Annotated in this window: 17 protein-coding genes and 1 pseudogene; 5 read left to right on the top strand and 13 right to left on the bottom strand. The window is 32.2% G+C overall.

Going from position 1 to position 19,213, the window contains the following annotated elements; all coding sequences use genetic code 11:
* Window positions 1-98 precede the first annotated feature (98 nt).
* The 5 genes from AAGD20_RS04165 to dapD all read right to left on the bottom strand — a co-directional run bounded on the left by AAGD20_RS04165 (window position 99) and on the right by dapD (window position 4,663).
* Window positions 99-527 (bottom strand): response regulator, encoded by a 429-nt coding sequence (locus tag AAGD20_RS04165; RefSeq protein WP_094649102.1) that lies wholly within the window; start codon window positions 525-527, stop codon window positions 99-101.
* On the bottom strand, window positions 508-1,287 hold the full coding sequence (locus AAGD20_RS04160) for a HAMP domain-containing sensor histidine kinase (protein WP_341748582.1): 780 nt from the start codon (window positions 1,285-1,287) through the stop codon (window positions 508-510). The genes AAGD20_RS04165 and AAGD20_RS04160 overlap by 20 nt, the downstream gene beginning before the upstream one ends.
* Window positions 1,288-1,694: 407 nt before the next feature.
* A complete protein-coding gene (gene recR / locus AAGD20_RS04155; protein WP_094649100.1) occupies window positions 1,695-2,294 on the bottom strand; it encodes a recombination mediator RecR in 600 nt (199 codons plus the stop codon).
* Window positions 2,295-2,667: 373 nt separating this feature from the next.
* Entirely contained in the window at window positions 2,668-3,831 is a 1,164-nt protein-coding gene (dnaN, locus tag AAGD20_RS04150; RefSeq protein ID WP_094649099.1) for a DNA polymerase III subunit beta, read from the bottom strand.
* Between the two features lie 4 nt (window positions 3,832-3,835).
* On the bottom strand, window positions 3,836-4,663 hold the full coding sequence (gene dapD / locus AAGD20_RS04145) for a 2,3,4,5-tetrahydropyridine-2,6-dicarboxylate N-succinyltransferase (RefSeq protein ID WP_341748581.1): 828 nt from the start codon (window positions 4,661-4,663) through the stop codon (window positions 3,836-3,838).
* A 99-nt stretch (window positions 4,664-4,762) separates the two neighbouring features.
* On the opposite strand from dapD, the gene AAGD20_RS04140 reads away from it, so the two are divergent.
* The 4 genes and pseudogenes from AAGD20_RS04140 (at window position 4,763) to AAGD20_RS04125 (ending at window position 8,442) form a co-directional block, all read left to right on the top strand.
* A complete protein-coding gene (locus AAGD20_RS04140) occupies window positions 4,763-5,413 on the top strand; it encodes an MJ0042-type zinc finger domain-containing protein (protein ID WP_341748580.1) in 651 nt (216 codons plus the stop codon).
* 98 nt (window positions 5,414-5,511) lie between these two features.
* The gene (locus tag AAGD20_RS04135; RefSeq protein WP_094649838.1) at window positions 5,512-5,997 is read left to right on the top strand and encodes an RDD family protein; all 486 of its coding nucleotides are present in this window, start codon (window positions 5,512-5,514) and stop codon (window positions 5,995-5,997) included.
* A 506-nt stretch (window positions 5,998-6,503) separates the two neighbouring features.
* A complete protein-coding gene (locus AAGD20_RS04130; protein WP_341748579.1) occupies window positions 6,504-7,517 on the top strand; it encodes a COX15/CtaA family protein in 1,014 nt (337 codons plus the stop codon).
* Window positions 7,518-7,523: 6 nt separating this feature from the next.
* Window positions 7,524-8,442 (top strand): annotated as a pseudogene (locus AAGD20_RS04125) (RluA family pseudouridine synthase).
* On the opposite strand, the gene AAGD20_RS04120 reads toward AAGD20_RS04125, so the two are convergent.
* Window positions 8,401-8,547, bottom strand: a complete 147-nt coding sequence (locus AAGD20_RS04120) for a palindromic element RPE2 domain-containing protein (protein WP_341748578.1) — start codon at window positions 8,545-8,547, stop codon at window positions 8,401-8,403. The pseudogene AAGD20_RS04125 and the gene AAGD20_RS04120 sit on opposite strands and share 42 nt — an antisense overlap.
* 25 nt (window positions 8,548-8,572) lie before the next feature.
* Window positions 8,573-10,102 (bottom strand): methionine--tRNA ligase, encoded by a 1,530-nt coding sequence (gene metG / locus AAGD20_RS04115; protein WP_341748577.1) that lies wholly within the window; start codon window positions 10,100-10,102, stop codon window positions 8,573-8,575.
* Window positions 10,103-10,422: 320 nt separating this feature from the next.
* Between metG and AAGD20_RS04110 the strand changes: the two genes are divergently transcribed.
* Window positions 10,423-11,913 (top strand): carboxypeptidase M32, encoded by a 1,491-nt coding sequence (locus tag AAGD20_RS04110; protein WP_341748576.1) that lies wholly within the window; start codon window positions 10,423-10,425, stop codon window positions 11,911-11,913.
* Between the two features lie 429 nt (window positions 11,914-12,342).
* Here the strand turns inward: AAGD20_RS04110 and AAGD20_RS04105 are convergent, their stop codons facing one another.
* The 6 genes from AAGD20_RS04105 to AAGD20_RS04080 form a co-directional block, all read right to left on the bottom strand.
* A complete protein-coding gene (locus AAGD20_RS04105; protein WP_341748575.1) occupies window positions 12,343-14,319 on the bottom strand; it encodes a UvrD-helicase domain-containing protein in 1,977 nt (658 codons plus the stop codon).
* A gap of 290 nt (window positions 14,320-14,609) precedes the next feature.
* Entirely contained in the window at window positions 14,610-15,107 is a 498-nt protein-coding gene (gene rimM / locus AAGD20_RS04100; RefSeq protein WP_341748574.1) for a ribosome maturation factor RimM, read from the bottom strand.
* 122 nt (window positions 15,108-15,229) lie between these two features.
* Window positions 15,230-15,631, bottom strand: a complete 402-nt coding sequence (locus AAGD20_RS04095) for a hypothetical protein (RefSeq protein WP_341748573.1) — start codon at window positions 15,629-15,631, stop codon at window positions 15,230-15,232.
* 51 nt (window positions 15,632-15,682) lie between these two features.
* Complete coding sequence (locus AAGD20_RS04090) at window positions 15,683-15,811, bottom strand: hypothetical protein (RefSeq protein WP_341748572.1); 129 nt, start codon at window positions 15,809-15,811, stop codon at window positions 15,683-15,685.
* A 401-nt stretch (window positions 15,812-16,212) separates the two neighbouring features.
* Window positions 16,213-17,568 carry an MFS transporter gene (locus AAGD20_RS04085; RefSeq protein WP_341748571.1) on the bottom strand — a complete coding sequence of 452 codons (1,356 nt, stop codon included), beginning with the start codon at window positions 17,566-17,568 and terminating at the stop codon, window positions 16,213-16,215.
* Window positions 17,569-18,259: 691 nt separating this feature from the next.
* Entirely contained in the window at window positions 18,260-19,210 is a 951-nt protein-coding gene (locus AAGD20_RS04080) for a D-alanyl-D-alanine carboxypeptidase family protein (RefSeq protein ID WP_410520888.1), read from the bottom strand.
* Window positions 19,211-19,213: the final 3 nt, after the last annotated feature.

Genomic DNA, 19,213 nt, shown 5'->3' with positions numbered 1-19,213 from the left:
AATCCCTCCTATGATATTCCTATAGTCAATTGATGAGAAGTTGGTGACGGCGTTAATCATCACTCCTGCTACCTAATTTCCCTGAATTGACTATAACTCTATGGAGCTTTATAGAACTGCCTTATAGTTTTAAGCAATTCTTGATTTTTATATGGTTTGCGGATTATGTATGTTGCTTGCTCTTGTAAAAATTCTTGTATTTCCTGATGATTGCTAGACAAACCACTTTGGAAAATTATAGGAATATGAGCAAGATTTTTATCACTTCTTATCTGTTTATGCACTTCACAACCTGTCATATCAGGAAGAGAAATATCAAGAAATATTAGGTCTATTTTGTTAGTATGTATTTTAAATAAATCAATGCCTTCTTGCCCGGTATAAGCATTGATAATTCTATATTTCTGTTCATGACGTAGCACTAAATTTATCGCGTCATGGCAGATTGGTTCATCATCAACAAAAAGTATAGTAAATACTTTTATAATATTACACTTTGCCAACATTTTATGTCTCTTTTTCATCATATACAGGAATCATGAATTCTACCCTTGTTCCTTTTCTACGGTTATTTTCGGCATAAATATAGCCATTATGAGCTAATATAATTTCCCGGCAAATAGATAAACCAATGCCAGTACCAATAATAGAATTATCATTAGTTCGTGAGCTACGAGTAAATACTTCAAAAACATTTTCAAGCTCTGAGTCTGGGATTCCTATGCCTGTATCGATTAAGCTAAAGGACCAATAAGGCTTATCATCATAATTTTTTAAATTAATTATTGCCACAATTAACCCTTCTTTAGTATATTTGAGTGCATTATTAAATAAATTATTTAATAATTGACTGATCCTAATTTCATCCCCACTAATCATTGCTTTCGTAATCTTATTATTAATAAGAATAATATTGACTTTATCGTTAAATATATTTAATTCTGTAAATTGTTGCACAATATTTTTTATAGAAGATAATAAATCCATAGCAACAAAATTAAAATTCATCCTCCCAGTACTAAACTTAGATAGGTCTAGTAGATCATTAATTAATTTTATAATATGCTGATTATTCTTAGCTATTATACCAACATATTTTATATGCTCTTGCTCATCCATTTTATCCCAATTTTCATATAAAAATTGAGATATACTACTTCCGCCATGTATTGAACTCCTTATTTCATGAGTAACATGATTTAAAATATTATCTTGTTCTGATAATTTCTGTTCTAATGCTAATATTTTAGTCTTTGAATTACTTCTTAAATTGAACCATGAAAACATCGCATACCTGCAAATATAAAAAAATACAGGAATCAAAAATATAACTAAAATAGCCCAAAGAAGTTGGAGCATATGATTATTTTACCTAAAAAAATGATATATTGCTTTGTTTTTAAGAATCACTTTCTCATTTTATCATGAATTTACATGCTCACTAATCTTATTAGTGTTTAATATGTAATCACCATTCAAAATGGAATTCAATTCTTAAGATCAAAGTAGTATAGTGAGGGAAATATAAAATAACTAAGAAAAGGTTAAACTATTTAAATAATCATTTAACAATATATGTAAACAATTTATTATAGTAACCTTGAATAATTCATTAATAGAAGTTATCAAATTATATAACCAACACTTTATGTATAATACCTAATATTTTGATAAAATAAATAACTTTTAATAAATTATTCAAAAGGCTGTCTTAATGTTATTGCAGCAGATAGAGTTCCTTCATCCAAATAGTCCAGTTCTCCGCCTATTGGAATGCCACTAGCTAGTCTTGATATTTTGATGGTGGAATTTTTGAAATATTCAGTAATGAAATAAGCGGTAGTTTGACCTTCTAAAGTAGAATTAGTTGCAATAATTATTTCATTAATGTTCTTATCCTGGCATCTAGCTAATAATTCCGGTAGTCTTAGTGCTTTGGGGTTGTGACCATTAGAAGTTGATAAATTATGCCCTAGTACATGATAATGCCCTTTAAAAATACCACTACGCTCTATTGCCCATAATTCTGTCACTGTCTCAACAATTGCTATGATAGATTCGTTGCGATCATCAGATGAACATACTCTGCAAATATGATGAGAATCTATGTTACCACAAATATTACATTTGACAACATTACTATCTACACAACAAAGAACTGAAATTAGACTTTTTAGCCTAACATCTTTTTCTTGTAAAAGATGTAAGACTATACGCCTTGCTGATCTTTGACCAAGACCAGGTAGTTTAGAGAGAAGATAAACCAACTGATCTATTTCATTTAATTTATTCATAAACATACCTTCACTACTTTAAAAGTTGTTAAAACAACTTATTAACTTACCTTACACATAAACCCCATGACAATTTAAAAATTCCGGAAAAGTACAAAACGTCATTGCCAGACCATGTAATGGGCGAAGCAATCCATTTTTGCTCACTTTCTGGATTGCTTAAACCATTGCATGGTCTTGCAATGACATTTATGCATTTCAAGCGTCATTGCGAGCCACCGTAGGTGGCGTGGCAATCCATTTCTAATCACTTTTGTGGATTGCTTCGTCGGCTACGCCTTCTCGCAATGACGGTTTCTCAATTATTGTTTTCTTAAACTTCTCATCAATTGACTATATTAGCAAGGAGCTATAAGTGATGTTCTTGTGGTGATCAAACTTTAACTGGCATAATCACGAAAACGTCTTTAGGATTCTGAAGCGTTTTTAATAACATTGGCGATGATGCATCCAAAAAATATAGGTCAACTTGGTTTGCTTTAGTAGCATTTAATATAGAATTGAGGGCTTCAGTAAGATATTTAGGATTAAAACCTATAGACAAAGATTCTTCATGATCAAAAACACATAAATTATTTTCATCTAGTGAATGTGGTATAGTCTCTTTGGCTGCTCCCCTTGCTTCCCCAGAAGCCGTAATTTCAAGTAAATCTTTTGATAAAGTTAATTTTATTGCTTGAAATTTATCTATAGTTATTGTTGCTACTCTATCTATAACATCAGCTAGCAATTTGGTATTAATAGTAAGCTTATAGTTGTTTTCTACTGGAATAAAACCTTGGTAATCTGGAAAGGTTCCATCAATTAGTTTTGATACCATCATAATATCATTGCAAACAAATTTAACCCTATTCACACTTAGAAAAATTTCTACCTCTAACTGAATATTTTTAGGATCTTTTAATATTTTGACAATTTCTTCGAGAGTTTTTTTAGATAAAATAACGCCAAATTCGCTAACCTCATAGGTCATTTCCACTACTGACACTGATAATCTATGACCATCAGTGCTAGCCATATAACATTCTTCATCTTTTACGTAAAAATAAACACCATTAAGATTATAGCGAGTTTCATCAAGAGATACTGAAAACAAAGTACCCTCAATCATCTTAACAAAGTCACGACAAGGTATTTTAAAAGTAGCTTCAACATTAATATCATCTAATGTGGGGAATTGGTCAGCAGGTAAAGTTAGAAGATTAAAAGCACAATTCTTTCCTACAATTTCAAGCTGCTCTGTTTCATTTGACACATTGAGTACTATATCTTTATCAGGTATCTTTTTTACTATATCATTTAATGTTTTAGTAGATACTGTTATTGCCCCCTCACTTATTACTTGAGCAGCTATTTTCTGGCTTAAATATATTTCCATATTAGTAGCCATTAACTCTAGTTTACCATCCTTCGATGATAATTTAATATGACTAAGTTCGGTAACTACATTACGTTTCTCTACTACAGAATTAGCAAAAGTCAGAGCATGAGTTAGGGTTTTGGTCTCAACTATAATCTTTAATTCGTTGTTTCCCATATCTTTAATTGCCTCTTAACAAATCATTTATAGATACTTTACTCCTAGTTCCGGCATCTACCTGCTTAACGATTACGGCACAATATAAACTTGGTTTCCCTGAATCAGCAGGCAAGCTACCAGGTACTACAACTGAATAGGCTGGAACTTTACCATAAATTATTTTGCCACTTTCTCTATCTACTATCTTCGTAGAAGCACCAATAAATACTCCCATACTAATTACGCTTCCCTCTTCTACTAAAACTCCTTCTGCTATTTCTGATCTTGCACCTATAAAACAATTATCTTCGATTATTACCGGATTATTTTGGATTGGTTCTAACACACCACCAATACCTGTTCCACCGGAAATATGACAATTCTTACCTATTTGGGCACATGAGCCTATAGTAGCCCAGGTATCAACCATTGTTCCCTCTCCTATATATGCCCCTATATTAATAAAAGAAGGCATAACAACAACGTTTTTTGCTAAATAGACCCCTGTTCTAATAATTGCTCCGGGAACAATACGACAGCCATCTGTTTGAAATAATTCTGTACTATAATCTGTAGAAAATTTGGGGGCAATTTTATCATACCACCTCATGCAATCTCCAGAGTAAATTTGTGGATCAGTTACCATCATATGTAATAAAATAGCTTTTTTTACCCAATGATTAACTTGCCAATCAGCCCCTTCTTTCTTACAAACCCTGATTACCCCTTGATTCAAACCATTAATAATATCCTGCAATATTTGTTTGGCATAATTAGTTTTTTCTGAATTTTGGGTTAATTTGTCGCGTATTTGCCAAAATTCTTCTATAGTATTAATATGTTTTTGCATAACATCCTTGCTAAATTATAAAAAAAATCATAATTTACTTTATCTTTAAGTCAACCTAATATACTAAAATAATTTGAGTATCTAAATTAGAGTACGTAAATGAGTATTTCTTGCCCAAGTTGTAACACTAACTTTATAGTTTCGAAAGAACAAATAGGTATGACCGGTAGGAAGGTCAAATGTTCACAATGTAACCATATCTGGTATCAGCAAGCAGAGCTTGATGAACAACAACCACCAATTATATCAAATCATCATACAGCAAAAAATGCTAGCACTAATGAAAATAATAAAATATTTTTGACCAAAGGTGCCAATTTACCAGTTTTATTACCACCCAAAACTCCCCAACATTCAAATATTTTACCTATATTATTGTTTAGCGTAATTATTCTTTTATTATTATTGTTATTTCAAGAAAAACTTAACATACCAGCTTTGTATAAAGAAAATGATAATATCCTAACTATAGGAAACATCCATGTTGAACAAAATAAAGAAATAGGACAAATTAAAGTTTCCTACCAGATAACCAATAACTCCGACCGTGATGTGACCATACCATTAATTAGAGTTAGACTGTTAGATAAAAAATATGTAACGGTAAAATCTTATATAATGCATCACAAAAATATCAAACTCCTACCTAAACAACATATTGATATCGCTACGAATCTTGATGTAGTGCCTCGTTCCAGTGAGTTATTAAATATTATGCTTGGTAATGGTTTGGATCTTATATTACATTAGACTTCTTTCGAAAGAGAATTTATAATATAGTCAATTCAGGAGAATTTGGGGCTAGGAGTCTATCGGAAATAATTATACAATATAAGCTAGAAAAAAAAATGAATAAACAAATTATATACTCCAAGCTAGTTCCCAGGCTTTTTGCTTCTTGTCTAGATTCATTTTTGTTGTCAATTTTTACAACGCCAATCACTGCCTTTATTTTATCTAGACTATCTTTATTATTTTTTAAAGCTAATATGGCTGATATACTAATAATGGGTAGCAGAAAACCGGAATTACTCCAAAACATAACTGCTAGTGGTATTTTTACATTATTTATTTTAATGCTTATCATTAACTTTGCTCTAGTATCAACATATTTTATTGGTTTTTGGATTTATTGCGGAGCCACACCTGGAAAACTTATTATGCATATGAAAATAGTAGATGCAATAACTCTTGAAAAACCTAGTAAATGCCAATTAATTAAAAGATTTTGTGGATATGTATTAGTGCTAGTTGGTATTTGGTTTATACTATTTTCTAAACAACGCCAAGCTTTACATGATAAAATCGCTGGAACTGTGGTTATTAAGAGTTAAAAAACACTATAACTAATTACTCACCTTACGCATGGAATTTAAAAGCCATATGGAAAATAGTCTGGCGTCATTGCGAGCTGATCTATCCCCACGAAATTCTTGCTATTTTACGCGAGTTGCCAATTAAGTTAGCTCATAAAACCTAGATGTCAAGCAGTTTACGAACTATTTGACACGTGAAAAGTATAATCAAAACGCTATGTATTTTAAAAAATTTCTAATTTTGAGAATTTATTGCATTTTTTGACCTGATTAAATGTTCTTCAAACCTTGTGAAGTCTAGGGTTTACTAAAATCAATTAATTGGCAACTCGTGTTATTTTGCAACAATTTCGTGGGGATACATCAGCTCGCAATGACGCCAAGCTATTTTCTATATGACTTTTAAATACCATACGTAAGGTGACTATGTTAAAAAAATACAAAATATTACAAAAATAATGAAAACAGCTATTAGTGGATCAAAAAAATCTGTTATATTATAGATATCAAAGATATTGGGTTTAATGTCACAACTATTAATAAAGCCTTGGTTGGCTGCATGCTGCTGTATGGTGGTTTTTATGATTTTTTGGGGTGGTTTTACTAGGCTTACTGATGCTGGTTTATCAATTGTTGAATGGAAGCCAGTATCAGGTATTGTCCCGCCACTCAATAATGCTGAGTGGCAGGGTGAGTTTAGTAAATATCAGCAATCAGTCGAATATAAGCAAAAAAATATTAATATGACTCTCTCAGAGTTTAAATTTATTTTTTGGATTGAATTTATTCATCGTTTTGCTGGGAGAGTTGTTGGTTTATTATACCTGATACCGTTGGTATATTTTTTGGTGACGAGGCAAATTGCTAGCAGATCACTACCAGTATATTTGGGGATATTGTTATTATTTGCGGTTCAAGGGTTTATGGGTTGGTATATGGTAAAAAGTGGGCTAATTTTGCAGCCATATGTTAGTCATTTCCGCTTAGCTGGGCATTTGATTATAGCGATTATCATCTATAATTTATTGTTCTATCAGCTGATGAATAATAGTTTTGATATTTTACTAAATGAACAAACGATAAGTTTGAATTCAGCAAAATTATGTTGTTTAGTAACTATTAGTATAGTTTATATACAGATTTTTTTAGGGGGGTTGGTTGCAGGTCTTGATGCTGGGCAGGTATATAATAGCTTTCCATTAATGGGTAATAATTTTATACCTGAAGAACTAACGTTTAAACTACTTACTATAGATAGTTTAAGCGACCCTGTGGTTATTCAGTTTTTTCATAGAATGGGAGCATATATAGTTTGTATTAGTGCTGGATTTTTAGTAGTGAGCTTAATAAAAACTAAGCATCCTAAATTAAATAAAGCAGCTTATTACATTGTTGGTATATTGCTATTACAAATGTTAGCTGGCATAACTACTATTTTATATTCAGTACCTGTATTAATAGCTTTATTCCATCAGATTTGTGCAATTATACTGTTATCTTGTATATTGTGGAGTTATTTTTTATTAAAGAGTGCATAAGTGGCAATATTAAATGTTGATCTAGAACTGCCTTGTAGGTTGGATCGTTACTTAAAAAAATTATATCCTAGTCTTACTCAAGGAGTGATTGAGCGTGCCTTAAGGTTTAAGCAGATAATGGTTAATTCTTGTCAGGTAGCAGCCAATCTGCGAATAAATGTTGGTGATCAAATTTTTATAGAGGATAGTTTAAATTTACAACCTCTGAAAACTTCTGATAGGATTTTTACCAGTTCAGCGATTAAACTAGCTGGTAAATTGTTGAAGGATTATCTAATTTACCAAGATGAGTGGCTTATAGCAATCAATAAGCCGTCAGGTCTTGCCACCCAAGGTGGTAGCAAGATAACTCTATCTATAGATGATGCATTGCAATATTTAAATGGTCGGGGGGCAGATTTTAAGTTAGTTCATAGGTTAGACAAAGATACTTCAGGAATATTGCTAATTGCTAAAAATTATGCGAGTAGTATAAAATTAGTTAAATCCTTTCAGGAGAAGGATATTCAAAAGACCTATATAGCAGTAGTTTTAGGTAAGCTTCCACAATCCGAGGGAGAAATTAGTGGTATGATAGGTAAGAATAGGGGGGGGGGCGTATGAAACTGTGCAAAATGATGAGGAAAATGGTAAATTATCGATAACCCGCTATAAATTCCTTAAGAAGTTAAATAATGATTTGACACTGGTTGAGTTTACTCCTCTTACTGGCAGGATGCATCAACTTCGATTTCATGCGAAAATGCTAGCTTGTCCTATAATAGGGGACAGAAAATACGGCACCTTAGAAGCAATAGCTTTATCCAGGGAAATGTTATTACATGCCAAAAAAGTAATCTTACCTGAGAAAGTACTTGGTAAAGAAATAATAATTGATACGTCTTTACCAAGTTACTTTAGTATTGGTTGTACTATAGTCAATTGATGAGAAGTTGGGGACGTCGTCACTCGTCTCTCGCCTATTACTTATAGGCGTCGCTCCATCGCTCCTAGCCCCAAATTCTCCTGAATTGACTATAATATCCCGCACCGAAGCAGAGATTCTCCTTGATTGACTATATCTGAAATCTTGGAAATATAGCTTCTGGCTGACTGATGCTGCTGCCTGGAGTTAAACTAAACTCCTTGGTTAAATGTTTAAACATTCTCTGGCTCTCTGGCACAGCAAGTTGATCAAGCATTTTACTAGCTGAATCAGGGATAAATGGTTGTAACATTACAGCAATATATCTTAGTGTTTCAAGTAGCGTATATAGCACTTCCGCCATCTTTATAGGATCAGTTTTTTTTAACTGCCAAGGGGCTTCTCGATCTATGTAAATATTTGCTTCTTCAGTTAAAGTAATGATATTTTCTAACACCGAGTTCATATCAAATCTATCCATAAATATTAAATTTTCTGATATAATTTGTTGTGACGTTTTAATTAAAAATGATTCATAAATGCTATTGATAGATTCTTGGCTAATTAACGGAATTTTTGCATCATTATTCTTATAAACAAAGGCTAGAGTTCTTTGCAACAAATTACCAATTTTATTAGATAACTCACTATTGGTTCTATTAACAAAACCACTTCGAGAATAACTTCCATCTGAGCCAAATATTATCTCTCTCATCAAATAATATCTAACTGGATCTAAACCAAATTCTTTTATTAACTGCAGTGGGTCAATTACATTTCCTATAGATTTCGATATTTTTTGCCCCTCATTAAGCCACCATCCATGTGCCATAATACATTTTGGCAGCGGCAACCCTGCTGCCATCAAAAATGCTGGCCAGTATACTGCATGAAAGCGTAATATATCTTTACCAACCACATGCACATCAGCTGGCCAAAATTTATTATATTGGCTTGTATCATTTGGGTATCCTAAAGCTGAAATATAGTTTGTTAACGCATCAAGCCATACATATATTATATGCTGTTTATCATTTGGCACTTTAATCCCCCAGTTAAAGCTAGAACGCGATATAGAAAAATCATGCAGCCCTGATTTCACAAAGCTAATAACCTCGTTACGCCTGGTATTTGGTCTGATGAAATCAGGATTGGCATCGTAAAAATCCAATAATTTATCTTGCCATTTTGATAAAGAAAAAAAGTAACTTGGTTCTTCAAGCCATTCAACAGGAGCTTGAGTTGGAGCTAATCCGTCGGCTGTTAATTCTGATTCATTATAAAATGTTTCGTCACGTACAGAATACCAACCTTTATAGCTACCTAGGTAAATATCACCATTATCAAGTAATGTCTGCCACAAACTACTTACCGCTTGCTTATGCCTAGCTTCTGTGGTTCTAATAAAATCATTATTAGAAATGTTCATTGAATGCATTAATGTCCGAAAAGTTTCAGACAACGTATCAGTAAATATTTGCGGTTCAACATTTTTGGCAATAGCCGATTTTTCTACCTTCTGACCATGTTCATCAGTACCTGTTAAAAACATTACATCTTTACCTGATAAACGCATAAATCTTGCTATTACATCAGATGCAACACTTGTATAAGCATGCCCTATGTGAGGTATATCATTGACATAATAAATCGGTGTAGTAATGTAATATGTATTTTTCATAATGGTCAATTTATAATAACATAAATTTGTTATAATTAATTATCCAAAAATTGGATAATTGCAATTAACCCGATTAACATTACTTTCAATTCACAACGTCATTGCGAGGAGCTACTTTAGTAGCGACGAAGCAATCCATTTTGGTTACTTTTGTGGATTGCTTCGTCTATCTAAGGTCTTTCTCGCAATGATGTTGTGAATTGAAAGTAATGTTAGTCGAGTTAGTTATATATATAAAAAAATCAAGTTTTTGTATTTATTATAGTGATTTTTGCTAAACTAGTATACTATAAAAATAGTTACAATTAGGGAATAATTATATGAAACATTATACATTGTTAGAACAAGAATTAGAGCAAATCTTTCAAATTAATAACGTGATTAGTATACTCTATTGGGATATCGCAGTAAACATTTCGCAAGGATCGATTGATAGTAGAACAAACGAAATATCACTATTATCTTCCATAGCACATTCTAGATTAAAATCACCAAAACTCGGTGAATTAATACAGGCTGTTTCTGAAAACCAAGATATGCTAGATATTTGGCAATTAGCAAATTTACGAGAAACAAAAAGACGGATCGTAGAATCTAACTGTATAGATGATGATTTAAGAAAAAAATATGTTACTGCTAGTGCAAAATGTGAGTTAATCTGGCGAAATGCTAAAAAGAATAATGACTATCTATCACTTAAACCTTATCTACAAACAGTATTAGATTGTATACGGGAAATGGCTAAATCTAAAGCCAAAACCCTAAATTGTACTGAATATGATGCTTTACTTGACACATATGACCCTGAGCGTAAACTAGATGAAATTAAAGTAGTTTTTAATAATATTAAAAAAACCATACCGCAATTAATTAGTCAGGTAGTAGAAAAACAAAGCAAAGAACATGTCCTACCTATAGTTGACACTATTAATAAAGAACAACAAAAACTAATTGCCAAAAGGCTTATGGCAATAATGGGGTTTGATTGCACTAAAGGTAGATTAGATGAATCGGCTCATCCATTTTGTCAAGGCACTCCTGATGATATTAGATTAACTAATAGGTATGATGAACGTAATTTTATTTCAGGGATCATGGGAATTATACATGAAACAGGTCATGCTTTATATGAACAAAATCTGCCTAGCAAATATAAGAACCAACCTGTAGGCAAGGCTAAGGGTATGGCTGTCCATGAAAGTCAGTCTCTATTTATGGAAATGCAAGTAGGTAGATCACGAGAATTCTGTGAATTTTTATCAATGCTACTTAAGGACGAATTCGGATTTAAAGGACAAGAATATTCTGGGGAAAATCTTTACAAATTAATGACTAGAGTCTCCCCTAGTTTTATTAGAGTAGAAGCAGATGAAGTTACTTACCCAATACATGTAATAGTTAGGCTTGAATTAGAAGAATTATTAATTAGCGGAGATCTAACTTTGGATGATTTGCCGCATTATTGGAATAATAAGATGCAAGAATATTTAGGAATTACTCCACAAACAGATACAGATGGATGCTTACAAGATATACATTGGCCAATGGGCAGCTTTGGTTATTTCCCATCTTATACTAACGGAGCAATTATTGCTTCAATGCTGATGAAAAAAGCACAAGAAGTGAATCATAACATAAAAAAAGAAATCACCAGAGGAGAATTCAAAGGTATAAACCAATTCTTGAATAATAATCTTAGAAACTATGGCTCATTAAAAAGTACTAGTGAATTAATTAAAGACGCTACGGGTGAAGATCGAATTCAATCGGAAATATTTTTAAACTATCTCAAACAAAAATATTTATATTAGTGTCATCCCTGTTCGACTTAGTGTCACCCCCACAACTGTTGAAAGTTAAAAGAGGAAGCAGTTTTAGACCAGGTAGTTTAAAGTCATATGTGGTCAACGTCTATTAGCGAGGAAGACCGTAGGTCGACGAAGCAATCCACAAAATTAACCAAAAATGGATTGCCACGACCTACTTGCGTGGTCTCGCAATGACGAAAAAGCTATCTAAAATCCGCTCCACCTTCTAACTTTCAACAGTTGTGGTGTCACCCCTGCGTAAGCAGGGGTTTAGATTCTCGCTTACGCGGGAATGACAAATTTTGCGTTTAAAGATAGATGTTGTGACTTGGATATATTCCGAACAACCTACTATTTATAATCCCTACAAAAAACTTGATTATCGAGTAATAAACGCACATTTACTATGGCTCAAATATTAATCAAGTTAGGTTAAAAAGAAAATTTGTGCTTTGCCCCTAAATAATTAAGCTGTTTGGTTGAAGAAGTTCTAACACAAACATTATCCGGTATTTCCCTAAGAAATCTAGAAGGAGAAGACCTTATTACTTCATGAAACATAAAACGACTTTCGGCATAAGTAATATACAGCTCTTTCTTTGCTCTAGTAATACCAACATAAGCAATTCTCCGCTCTTCTTCTAAACCTTTCTCTCCATCTTCATTTAGTGATCTTTGATGTGGAAAAACCCCCTCTTCCCAACCGGGCAAAAAAACTAAATCAAATTCAAGACCTTTGGCAGCATGTAGAGTCATAATACTAATAGACCCACCAAAATTTGATTCTAACGTTTCATTTTCCATTACCAAACTCGAATGTTCGATAAATTCTTGAATATTACCAAATTCTGCAATTGCTCTCAGCATTTCATTAATATTCTCAATCCTGCCAATTGCCTCGTCAGTCTTTTCTTCTTGTAACATTGGTAGATAACCTGATTCTTTTAATAAATCTTTTGTCACATTAAGTGCTGGCTCGTTTTGATATCGCAAATTCCAATTATCTATGTTAGTAATTAACTGATTTAAACTATCTTTGACCTTATTTTTAACAACTCCTTCTTGTAACATTTGACGAATAGCAATAAGAATAGGTATGTTATGTTCAGCTGCATAATCTTTTATTTGTTTTAATGTAGTATTGCCAATGGCTCTTCTTGGAACATTTATTATACGCTCAAGAGCAAGACTATCACTATGATTTAAAGTGATACGTATGTAGGAGAGTAGGTCGCGTATTTCCATTCGTTCATAAAACTTAAGACCACCGATTATTTTATACGGTAATGCATTACTAATCAGAACTTCTTCAAATGCTCTAGTTTGAAAACCAGCTCTAACTAATATCGCAACTAAACTGGCATTATACTTACCTTCTGTAACTAATTTGTCAATTTCAGATACAACAAATCTTGCTTCTTCTTTATCGTTCCAACAAGATATAATTTTGACTTTTTGTCCATCATTTTTATCAGTCCACAAGGTTTTACCATGACGATTCTTGTTATTGTCAATTACACTGGATGCCGCTGATAAAATTTCTGAACTAGACCTATAATTTTGTTCTAATTTTATTACTGTAGCATCTGGAAAATCCTTTTCAAAACGTAATATATTACCAATTTCCGCACCACGCCAACCATATATAGATTGATCATCATCGCCAACGCAACAAATATTCTTTGTGCTACTCGCAAGCATCCTAGCCCAAAGATATTGGACAGCGTTGGTATCTTGATATTCATCAATTAAAATATATTGATATCGTTCCTGATAATGCTTTAATATTGCAGGATTTTTTATAAATAACTCATTATTGTATAGTAGCAAATCTCCAAAATCCACTACGTTAGATGCTAATAAATTTTGCTGATACTCGTCATAGATAGATTTAGCCACTTTATGAATCGGTAACTTAATGTCAGATTCCGAAAGTTTACACGGCAATAATCCTTGATCCTTCCAACGTGAGATAATAATATGCAATACTTTAGGAACATATTTTTTGGGGTCTATATTTTCTTGCTTAACTATGTCTTTAACCAATTTAAGCTGATCATCATGACTAATAATAGTAAATCTACTGTTTAAGTTAAGATTCAAATGCTCTGCTTGCTGGCGTAAAATCTTGGCTGCTATAGAATGAAAAGTGCCTATGTTTAGCCCATAACAATCAATCATTTTACTGATTCGCTCTTGCATTTCTCTAGCCGCTTTATTGGTAAAAGTAACTGCTAAAATATTGCTAGGTGACGCTAAACCCTGATTAATTATGTTGGCTATTCTTGTTGTTAATACTTTAGTTTTACCAGTCCCTGCTCCAGCAAGCACAAGCAGAGAACCACGCACGTGTAGAACCGCTGCTAATTGCTGATGATTTAATGAATCTAGAAAGCTTTGTTGGGTCATTATCTAATGCCAATACCAATGGAAATGTTAATATCAGTGGGTAATGGACAGGTTTAATCCACAGAAAATATTCTAACACATCAATCGCATAACATCAAATATTAATCCTTTATAGCTAAGCCGAATAGGTTATTTTGATATTAGACCTCTTGCCTAACCTAAAGATAATTGAGGAATTTTTAGGAAAAACGAAGTCGAGTACCGCAGCGTACTAAGATGTACGTGAGGAACGGAGACGAGTTTTGACAACAAAATTACCAATTAGATTAGGTTATGCAAGAGGTCTATTGTTATTGTACGTTCAAATTAAGAATAGCATGTTCTTTAGTAATTACTGGAAAAAATTGTTTGTTAAAAGGAAATAACTCTACTGTTTTATTGCTGGCAAACTCAATTTCAATAATATCACCGGCATTAAAATTAAAAATATTTATAATTTTTCCTATAACGACTAAATTGGCATCTAGTACTAATAAACCTTTTAAGTCTTCAATGTAAAATTCCTCTTCACCTAAGGAAGGAAAATCTGACCTATGACAAAAAATCTTACATCCCTTTAATTGTTCAGCAGAGGTTCTATTATTCACTTGGTTAAATCTACATATTATATCACCTTTAGAATTTTGACTAAGTAGTTTTAGAATAATTTTTTCTCCTAATTCATCAACTAAATTCATTTTAATGATATTAGTATTTGGCATAGTAAAAGATTTTACTATAACATTGCCCTTTATTCCTTGTGCTGATAGTACTACACCAACAAAAATTAAACCTTCTTTAGACATCATTTAACCATATAATACTACCTAATTCATTAAGAGAAACCATTTTTTCTTTAAAACATACCGACCAAGCACAATTCATTAAAAACAAAGATAAGGCTGTGATTTTACAAAACACGAAACTTTTGTCACTTTAATGATGTTTTATCAAGCTTAGACAGATCACGTACTAGTTCTACAGTACACAAGATGATAACTCCTATGAAGATAGGTATCAGCTTCAAGCTAGTTTTTGAATATTGATACCAATTTAAAGGTTTTTGCTCATAAATATCTACAATAATAAATATTATAATAACGCCCAACCAAATACAAATGAATGTCACAATTTTTACAAAAAAACTTAAAATATGTTGAACTCTTTTCTTCTTGTCCTTAATATAATAAAAATGTATCCTAGATATTATGAATATACAGATTGTTAACAAGATATATAGAAACTGAAAAAGAGTAGGGAGTTCATAACATTGGAGAAAAACAACCTCAAATATACAAACTCCCAATAATAAAAATAGATATTTTTTTATCATTTTAGTGATGATTCCAATAACCAAACATCTCCATAGTGTGGTGATCACCTATCAAATTTGTACTACATCCAGAGTGTTATAATTATCTACAGCTGCATTAATTGCTCCTGCACCACAAGCTGCTGCAGTTTCACCCCCTAAAGCCTTTATAAACCTACCAACTGGAGTTGATGACACCAAAGCATGTGCTGCTGCATAGCCAACTGCAGCTGTAGCACCCCCCGGATCAGTAGCCGAATCCTTGATAGCACCAAGACAACCTTGAGTTATACTATTTGGTTTAAAATACTACATTGTTGATTATTTTTAGACATAAAAACCTCTTATAAAATAATAATTATTAATATATATTCTAATTTAATAAAATATATCCTGTAGATCAAGTTAATTATTTGATAACTTGTAATACAACATTATAATAATTAAAAAATAATAACAAGTATAATTTTGTTTTTATCAATTTTATTGATATACACTATAAATAATGTGTTAAACACAAAAAATTTTATTTCTTCAAACCTAATAACACAATTTTTTATTCATACTTCTTCTTTAGACATCATTTAACCATATAATACTACCTAATTCATTAAGAGAAACCATTTTTTCTTTTTAGGATAATTTCCAGTTGTTTTCTCTAATTTTTCAAAATGCAATATGCCAAAACTATATCCAATCATGATTGGAATTGTAATAATCAGCAATCCATAATTACCTAAATATTCTGTTAAATAAATAAGCCCAAAAGATGTGATAACATACATTACCGTACGTGACATAGCATGTATAAAAGCACAATAAGTAAAACGTTTAAAGATAGGGAAATATTTGTAAAAAATTGGTGTGGCTGGAACAACATGAATTGCAAAAAATATCATAAATGACTGAAGTAAAAGAATATCAAATGGCGTTCTAACATTATTTAATAAGTATGGATAAATCAAAATAAAACCCCAGAAAATTACTAATCTGATTTTTAAAATCACTATAGGATATATATAATAACTTAAGTATACCGATACCAGACCTCCTAACATTTCTACCACTGAAACGCAAAAATTGTGGTACATGACTTGTTCAACCTTATAGCCAAAATTATTTCTAAGAATTTCTCCACAATGAATAAATGTTAAATAAAAACATACCGGCCACATACAACTCATTAAAAACAAAGATAAGGCTGTGATTTTATCAACTTTCTTTGTCCAAATAGGGTCATTTTTTAGTATATCTTGTTCTTCATTAATATCTGCAAAAATTCTTTTCATTCGACGTTTTGCATCAATAAACTCTGGTGTTTCTCTTAAAGTCGTCCTAGCTACTGAACCAATTAACGCAACTGATGCACCAAACCAAAAAGCATAACGCCAATTGAAATTGTAAGAGATGGCCATAGATGCAATGCCTAAAGCAAATGTTCCCCCTAATGCAGATAAAAAAGCCAATAGTGATACAGCTGGATATTGTTGTGGTGGTTTTATAGTTTCGCTCAAATATAGTATTGCCCCTATTATTTCTCCCATGGAACTCATACCTTGCACAATACGACATATTGATACAATCACAGTAGCAGTGATACCTATCTCAGCATAAGTTGGTAAATTAGCAATGATAAGACAAGAAATTGCCATCATGAAAGTGGTGATAATAACGGTTGATTTACGACCTACATTATCACCAATCCATCCAAAAATTAATGCCCCTATAGGTCTCAATAAATATGTAGCACAAAAAGTAAAGGATAAAAGTAATTGTGCTGCATGCGGATCATATTTTGGGAAAAAAAGTTCATTAAGAACTACCATCATATGTATATAGAGCATCAGATCAAAATATTCTAAGAATGTACCGATTGAGAGTAACAAAACGGCCTTTTTTTGTTTGTTAGTTAGATTGCTTTGAATATGTCCCCCTATTGCTATGTTCTTCCTATTCATCAACGTTAAGTAATTAGTTAAGTGCTTTTAAATTACCTTAATCCTAAACTTTAGGTTGTAAGAGTTATTTACTTAACATAAATTCAATATAACAAGTTATTGCAAATTCGGTTATATCTATAAATATAGCAGATTTTTATGCTCCACTAATAGCTGTTTTCATTATTTTTTGGTATTGCTTATTTTTTTCATTCCATAACTCAGTATTACTATCTCACCTTACACATAAACCCCACATAAACGTTAGTTTAAGAAAATAATAATTTAGAAACCGTCATTGCGAGGAACCCGTAAGGTCGACGAAGCAATCCAGAAAAATGATTAGAAATGGATTAGCACGCCGCCTACGGTGGCTCGCTACAACTGTTGAAAGTTAGAAGGTAAAGCAGGTTTTAGATAGGTTTTCTGTCATTGCGAGACCACGCAAGTAGGTCGTGGCAATCCACTTTTGATTACTTTTGTGGATTGCTTCGTTGACCTACGGTCTTTCTCGCTAATAGACGTTGACCACATACGACTTTTAAACTATCCGGTCTAAAACCGCTTCCTCTTCTAACTTTCAACAGTTATGGGTGGCTCGCAATGACGCTAAGCTATTTTCTATATGACTTTTTTAAATGCCATGCGTAAACTATTAACCATATCTTTAAAAGGCTTATTCTTATACCAAATTGAGGTTACTTACCTCTCCCTAACTTCGAGTCAACTTTTTTTTGTTTTTTGCTTTAATATTTGTCACAATTTTAGTTGATTTTGTTCTTTTAATATATTTTTTTGATGGAACTTTTATCAATTTATTAGCCATTGTCTTATTATTGCTCGATTTATCAAAATGCGTATCTAATAGTTTTACCATTTGCAAATTTCTGGACTCAGCAGATCTGCCGCCAGTGACAATAGCAACCAATGATTTGTTTTTTCTAGTTGCAGCAGTAATCAAGTTATAACCAGCTGGAGTGGTATAGCCGGTTTTTAACCCTTCAACTCCTTCATAAGTTTCATTCACTTTATTATGCCCTCGTATAGTTTTACCTCTAAAAACAAAGTTATTTTTAGAAAAATAACTATAATATTTGGGAAAATCTCGCTTAATAGCTATAGATAGTTTAGCAAGATCCCGAGCAGTAGTTTTTTGACAAGGATGATGCCATCCAGAAGCATTTTTAAAATAAGTATCTCTCATACCAAGCTGATGGGCACGAACAGTCATCAACCGAGCAAATTTTTCCTCACTACCTTTAATATTTTCAGCCACAACCATAGCCGCGTCATTTGCCGATTTAACAATTAGACCTAAAATAGCCTCTTTTACAGTAATAGAGTCTTTCTCTTTAAGTCCTAGTTTACTTGGTAACGTTTTTTCTGCATTTTTTGAAACATATAATTTTTGATTTATTGATAACCTACCAGATTCTACTGCTTCAAACAATAAATACAAGGTCATTAGTTTTGTTAATGAAGCCGGATATATTTTAGTAGTAGAATTTTTATCATGCAAGATTCTACCACTATTGTAATCTACGACAAGACTTGTTGGAGTTGGTGCAGATACAGGTTTTTTTGCAGCATAAGCAGAATATGAGCTTATATTGAATGTTATTATACAGGAAAAAAATAGCAATAGTTGTAATCGCATTAGCATAAT

Source organism: Candidatus Tisiphia endosymbiont of Sialis lutaria (assembly GCF_964026535.1).
Lineage (GTDB): Bacteria > Pseudomonadota > Alphaproteobacteria > Rickettsiales > Rickettsiaceae > Tisiphia.
Note: the sequence above shows the minus strand (reverse complement) of the source record. Positions and strands in the feature narration are given on the sequence as shown.